We start from the raw sequence: 6,224 nt of genomic DNA on the forward strand, positions 1-6,224 counted from the left end.
TAGCAATACAAAAAGTTAATTATTATAAATCAGTTATTTATATAAAAAATTACTCGCTACAATGAATTATCGGTATATGCCGAATTTTTCTGGAGTAAATGATGCAAACCAATAAAGAAATTGTCACAGCGTTTCACCAACAGGTGTTCGTAAATGGTGATTTATCCAACATAAATAAATTTGTCAAAGAAGACTACATTCAGCACAACCCAGAAGTAGCAAATGGCCGTGAAGGCTTCGTCAAATTTCTACACACCCTGTTGCAGCAAAAACTGCAATATGACACCAAAAACATCAGCGCCGATGGCGATATGGTATATGTATTTTATAAAACCACTGATGAACAAGGTCATCAAAGCAAAACCTGTGATATTTACCGACTGGAAAACGGCCAGATAGCCGAACACTGGGACGTAATAGAAGAAAATATCGAAAAAATAAAATCGGTCAACGGCAACAGTGTTTTTTAATTATTAACACCTGCCGCTAATCCATCAGGCCATACTGTATGAAATAGTATGGCCTAAAAAGTTTGATAAATACTACAGGCAAAAACCAAATACCTGTGTTTACACTAAATTCTCCAGACCCTACCAATCTAATTTTTTTTCTGAATTCACTTTTATGCACTCTGCATCGCCAAATGGATGGCAAACTTAGCCAGCGATTTTTCCAATAGCAACTAAATAAAAGAGCGAGTTATTCACTCGCTCTTATTTACACCGATAGTTAGAACCATTGCCCGAAACGGCGAATATACCAGCGCTTCACCGTCTGCGTCACTACACAGTAACAGCCCAGAGTCAACACCAGCCATGGGAAATATTGCCATGGCAATGGCGTCAAACCAATCCAGCCACTAATTGGTGAAAAGGGGATATAAATACCTATAGCCATAATCAGCACTGTCATCAATAATACCGGTAAAGCAGCGGTACTTTGCACAAACGGTATTTTACGTGTACGCAACATATGCACCACCAGCGTCTGTGAGAGCAGACCTTCCACAAACCAGCCAGAATGAAACAAATTTTGCACTTCCGGTGCATTGGCATGAAACACAAACCACATCAACGCAAACGTACTGATATCAAAAATAGAGGAAATTGGACCAATAAACAGCATAAAACGGCTGATATTAGAAACATCCCATTTGCGCGGTTTCCGTAAAAATTCCTCATCCATTTTGTCCCATGGCAGGGAAAGCTGAGAAAAATCATACAGCAGATTCTGTATTAACAATTGAATCGCCAGCATCGGCAGAAACGGTAAGAAAGCACTGGCAAACAATACTGAAAATACATTACCGAAATTGGAGCTCGCCGTCATATTCAGGTATTTAATAATATTGCCGAAGGTCTCGCGCCCTTTAATAACCCCTTCTTCCAGCACCATCAAACTTTTTTCCAGCAGAATAATATCCGCAGATTCCTTAGCAATATCAGTAGCCGTATCCACAGATATACCCACATCGGCATCACGCAAAGCCGGCGCATCATTAATACCATCGCCCAGAAAACCAACCGTATGTCCATTTTCCTGCAACAAACGAATAATACGCGACTTCTGCAACGGCGTTAGCTTAGCAAACACAGTATGCCGTTCCAGCAGCGGTTTCAGAGCCTCATCGCTCAAAGCTTCTATTTCATTACCCAGTAGTGGCTGGCCAGCTTCAATACCCACCTCATGACAGATTTTGCGCGTCACAATAGCATTGTCACCTGTCAGCACTTTCACCGCTACGCCATTTTCACTTAAAGCAGCAATCGCCTGTGCCGCACTGTCTTTTGGTGGATCAAGAAACGTCAAAAAACCGTATAAAGTTAGTTCAGTTTCATCTGCCACCGCATACTGTGCCTTCTGCTCCCCTTCTGGAATATACTTTTTACCAATAGCCAGTACGCGAAAACCTTCCTTATTGTAGCTTTCAGCCAATGCCAGCAACTGCTCACGTCGTGCAGCATTCAATGTCAGATGTTTGCCCTGTTCATACACACAGCTGGAAATAGACAACATCTCTTCCACTGCACCCTTGCAAATCAGCACATGACGCTGCTTATCATCACGTAGCACAACAGACAGACGCCGGCGTACAAAATCAAACGGCAACTCATCAATCTTACGATAACCACCATCGTTAATCACTGCACTGTTTTCCGGTTCCTGCGCAAAGCGCACAATGGCCTTATCCATCAGATTTTTCATACCACTCTGATAGGAGCTGTTTAACCATGCCAACTGCAATACTTCATTATCATTATTACCGTTAATATCAGTGTAATGTTCGAGGATGATTTTATCTTGAGTCAATGTACCGGTTTTATCAGTACATAATACGTCCATAGAGCCAAAATTCTGAATGGCACTCAGACGCTTCACCACCACTTTACGCCGTGCCATTGCCATCGCACCCTTGGCCAGATTGGCGCTGACAATCATTGGTAACATTTCCGGTGTCAGCCCCACAGCCACAGCCAGAGCAAACAAAGCAGCATCACCCCAGTCACCTTTGGTAAAACCATTAATCAACAGCACCACCGGTACAAGAATCAGCATAAAACGAATCAGCAAATGGCTGACACTGTTTACACCGCGGTCAAAAGCAGTCTGGCTGCGTGTACCCACAATCGATTTAGCCAGTGAGCCAAAATAAGTATCACTGCCCGTAGCAACCACCACAGCTTTAGCGTTACCACTGACAATATTGGTTCCCATAAAGCAGATATTTTCTGCATCCAGCGGATTAGCAGAGACAGGCTTATCGGCTGCCACCGTGCCATGCATATTCACCGTATCGGATTTTTCTACCGGAATAGATTCACCCGTCAGCACAGCTTGACTAATAAACAAATCGCGAGACTCAATTAAGCGCACATCGGCAGGTACCATATCACCAGCAGAAAGCAAGATAATATCCCCTGGCACCACTTCCTTAATCGGTACTTCTAGCTGCTCAGTACTGATATCACGGTGGCTACGACGCAATACCGTGGCAGTAGTACTGATCATGGATTTCAGCGCCTGCGCAGCCTTATTAGAACGATATTCTTGCCAAAAGCTCAGCAAACCACTCAGCAGCACCATCACCACAATAATAAAAAGGCCACTTAAACTGGTTTCTTCACCATGACGCAAAGGAATCAGATAATCAGTAAAAAAGCTTACACCAGCCAGCGCCAGCAAGACGAAGATAAAAGGATTTTTAAATGCCAGCAACAATTGCACAAACGCAGACGGAGCTTTATCGTGCACCACATCATTGCGACCAAAATTGGCCAGCCGTTCCTTAACGTCATGCTCGGTCAAACCACTCAGACTGGTCTGTAAATTAGACAGCGTACCATCAAGACTGTTGCGCGACTCCAGCACAGCCTTAATATCCACTGGTTGAGAAATGATTTTTTTTAATTTTTTCATAAACAGTACCTCACCGGCCATGCAGTTTCCCGGTCGGTAGATACTGTAGACTAACCCGGAAACCTCAACGGCCTAGTTGCAGTTGTGGTATCAATAAAATAAACGGTCGACTCGAATCTTCTTCCATTGTTTTATTCCCGGTTAAATAATCAGAAACTCAATGCATCGCATTAAGCTCAGCAAATACTAAAACATCTATCTCTTAAGTATTATGCCTTTTGCGTACAATTACTCAAAAGAAAGAAATATTTCAGCAAGATAGCGTTTATACGGATTTGCAATGATAGCGTCAACAAAATTTACGCTATTCAAAACAAAAAACAATATTATTCACACTACACAAAATTCATTACAGTATATTCACCCAAATCAAACATACATAAAAATAAGTATGCCCGCCCATTATTACAGAGAAAACCCAAAACCATCAGATTAAAACAGACTGTTTTGCACCGCATTCAAATAGCTATGCAATGGTTTAGGAATACCATAAATAGCCAGATTTTCTGGTGCCACCCACTCACCTGCTATCCTTGCCGATACCGGCGCTTGCTCACCAGCCACAGCTGTGAACGGCAGAATCATCAACTGCCGGTGCGTCAGACGATGTTTAATTTCTGTGCCTTCAGTCAAATCTTCCGCCTGTATACCGAAATCACAGGCAAGTGCATACAAATCATCCAGACTCTCGCTACAGGGTACACACCATAAACCACCCCAGATCCCTTTAGCCGGCCGCTTAGTTAAAAACACCGCTCCAGCACGATTACGCAATACTAGCCAGTAAAGCGCCACATCCTTAACTGCTACTGCCGCTTTCCTACGTGGCAACTCAGCCGTGCGGCCTTGCAGATGGGCCAGACAAATATCATTCATCGGACAAACAGCACATACCGGCTTCAATCGTTTACATACCGTAGCACCTAAATCCATCAACCCCTGAGTATAAGCCGGCATATCTGCAGCATTCCGTGGCAGCAGAGCTTCAGCCTTTGTCCACAGTTTTGCCTCAAAAGCTTTATTGGCCGGATCACCATCCAACGCAAACAAACGGCACAACACCCGCTTCACATTGCCATCTAAAATAGTTTCCCGTGCATTAAAACAGAACGCAGCAATTGCTGCTGCAGTACTGCGCCCCACTCCACAAAGCCTTTCCAACTCAATTCTTTCAGATGGAAACACACCACCAAACTCATTTACCACCTGTTGCGCAGCTTTGTGCAAATTACGGGCACGGCTGTAATAGCCAAGTCCCTGCCATAGACCCAGCACCGCATCTTCTTCCGCAGCTGCTAGTGCCTGCACATCGGGAAAAGTAGCCACAAACCGCGGGTAATAATCCAGCACCGTCGCCACCTGAGTCTGTTGCAACATAATTTCCGAGAGCCATACCCGATACGGCTCCCGCGTCTGCCACGGTAATCCATGCCGGCCATGTTGCCGCTGCCATTGCACCAACCGCGGAGCAAATTCAGACTTCAAAACTTCCTCATTCCACATACAGCCGAATCTTAAAATTTATCTATCAATTAATGAAATATCAATCTCACACCTTTTAGACCACCAATACTGGTAACCATAACCCCAAAACAAGCAGCCATATCTGAAAAAGTAAATTGATTACCTTCACCACCACAACATCACAAATAAAGAAAAAACAACATAAGAACAGCAAACCAACCATATACAAACACCATTCTTATTTATACATAATATCAAACATGATAAAATGTAATTAAACGTTAATTTAACAATGCATTTTACAGCTTTATTGTAAACAACAAACAAAGCATTGAACTCAAAAAACAAACATAGCAATACACATCTATATTTTCATCAAGGGGTTTAACGAATGGGCAATGCGTATTGGGCCGCCCGCGAAGGGGACATCCTATTACACACCTCCATGCTCGCAGACATCGTTGGTGCGGCTGTAGAAATAGCATGCTACGCAGCCATCACCGCCGCAGTAGGTTTTGCCATTTTTGGCACCATCACCACCGGCGGACTACTCCTAAGTGTCCTTGTCGGCGTACTCATGGCCATTTCAGGTGGTGATACCATCGTATCCAACCTCGCCAACTGGGTCAGTAGCCTTTTTCCGCCCTCCGAAGATGGCAAAATCAAAACCGGCTCGCCCAATACCCGCACCAACAGCAAAGCTTCCGCCCGCGCCGCAGGTGCCATAGATCAAAGCATTGAACTAAGTGACAGCAGCGAAGAACCGCAGCAGCCCGAAAACTTCGCCGATATAGCAGGTATACTTATCGCAGCCGGAGAAATCGCCCAAGAATTTATTCGGCCAACAGTCGCCTCACCCGATCCCAGAGCAGAACCCAGAGATGACGACAAAATACTTTGCCGCAAACATCCGCATCCGTTCGGCACAGATGAATATCTAGCAGAAGGCTCCAGCAAAGTCTACATCAACAGCCAGCCGGCCGTACGCAGCAACGACCGCAGCACCTGCGAAGCCAAAGTCACCGACGACCATGCCGGCGGCGTCAAAGTATCCAACAACGTACGCATCGGTGGCGAACCCATCGTCGTGCGTGAAATCAGAAGCGGCAAACATCCCGTTGCCCAGCTCATTGGTGTGATTTCAGCCTTAAGACGTCCCCGCAAAATCTGTTCCAAAATCAAATGTCTTGTCCTGGCCATCGCCAGTAATGCAGGCACCAGCTTAGCCTCTGCCAAACTAGCACAAGCGGTTACCCGCGGCCACCCCGTCCACCTCCCCACCGGCGCCAAACTCCTCTTTGACACCGAAGAGCTCGACTTCACCCTTCCCGCCCATCTGCCCC

The 6,224-nt window shown here is 45.1% G+C and carries 4 protein-coding genes; 2 read left to right on the forward strand and 2 right to left on the reverse strand.

Annotation, left to right across the window (positions count from 1 at the left end; genetic code table 11):
• The first annotated feature begins 98 nt into the window (after nucleotides 1-98).
• A complete protein-coding gene (locus BHC43_RS05395) occupies nucleotides 99-470 on the forward strand; it encodes a nuclear transport factor 2 family protein (protein ID WP_100151935.1) in 372 nt (123 codons plus the stop codon).
• Between the two features lie 259 nt (nucleotides 471-729).
• On the opposite strand, the gene mgtA is transcribed toward BHC43_RS05395, so the two are convergent.
• Complete coding sequence (gene mgtA / locus BHC43_RS05400) at nucleotides 730-3,438, reverse strand: magnesium-translocating P-type ATPase (protein ID WP_218966470.1); 2,709 nt, start codon at nucleotides 3,436-3,438, stop codon at nucleotides 730-732.
• A gap of 411 nt (nucleotides 3,439-3,849) precedes the next feature.
• A complete protein-coding gene (gene mutY / locus BHC43_RS05405) occupies nucleotides 3,850-4,920 on the reverse strand; it encodes an A/G-specific adenine glycosylase (RefSeq protein WP_100156739.1) in 1,071 nt (356 codons plus the stop codon).
• Between the two features lie 352 nt (nucleotides 4,921-5,272).
• Between mutY and BHC43_RS10610 the strand changes: the two genes are divergently transcribed.
• A partial coding sequence (locus BHC43_RS10610) for a PAAR domain-containing protein (protein ID WP_218966471.1) occupies nucleotides 5,273-6,224 on the forward strand: 952 nt, incomplete at its 3' end.

The organism is Snodgrassella alvi (assembly GCF_002777855.1).
GTDB lineage: Bacteria > Pseudomonadota > Gammaproteobacteria > Burkholderiales > Neisseriaceae > Snodgrassella > Snodgrassella alvi_E.

What these genes read in the sequence shown, in the direction of transcription:
- mutY (WP_100156739.1), bottom strand. Translation starts at nt 4,920, where the DNA reads ATGTGGAATGAGGAAGTTTTGAAGTCTGAATTTGCTCCGCGGTTGGTG.
- mgtA (WP_218966470.1), bottom strand. Translation starts at nt 3,438, where the DNA reads ATGGCCGGTGAGGTACTGTTTATGAAAAAATTAAAAAAAATCATTTCT.
- BHC43_RS05395 (WP_100151935.1), top strand. Translation starts at nt 99, where the DNA reads ATGATGCAAACCAATAAAGAAATTGTCACAGCGTTTCACCAACAGGTG.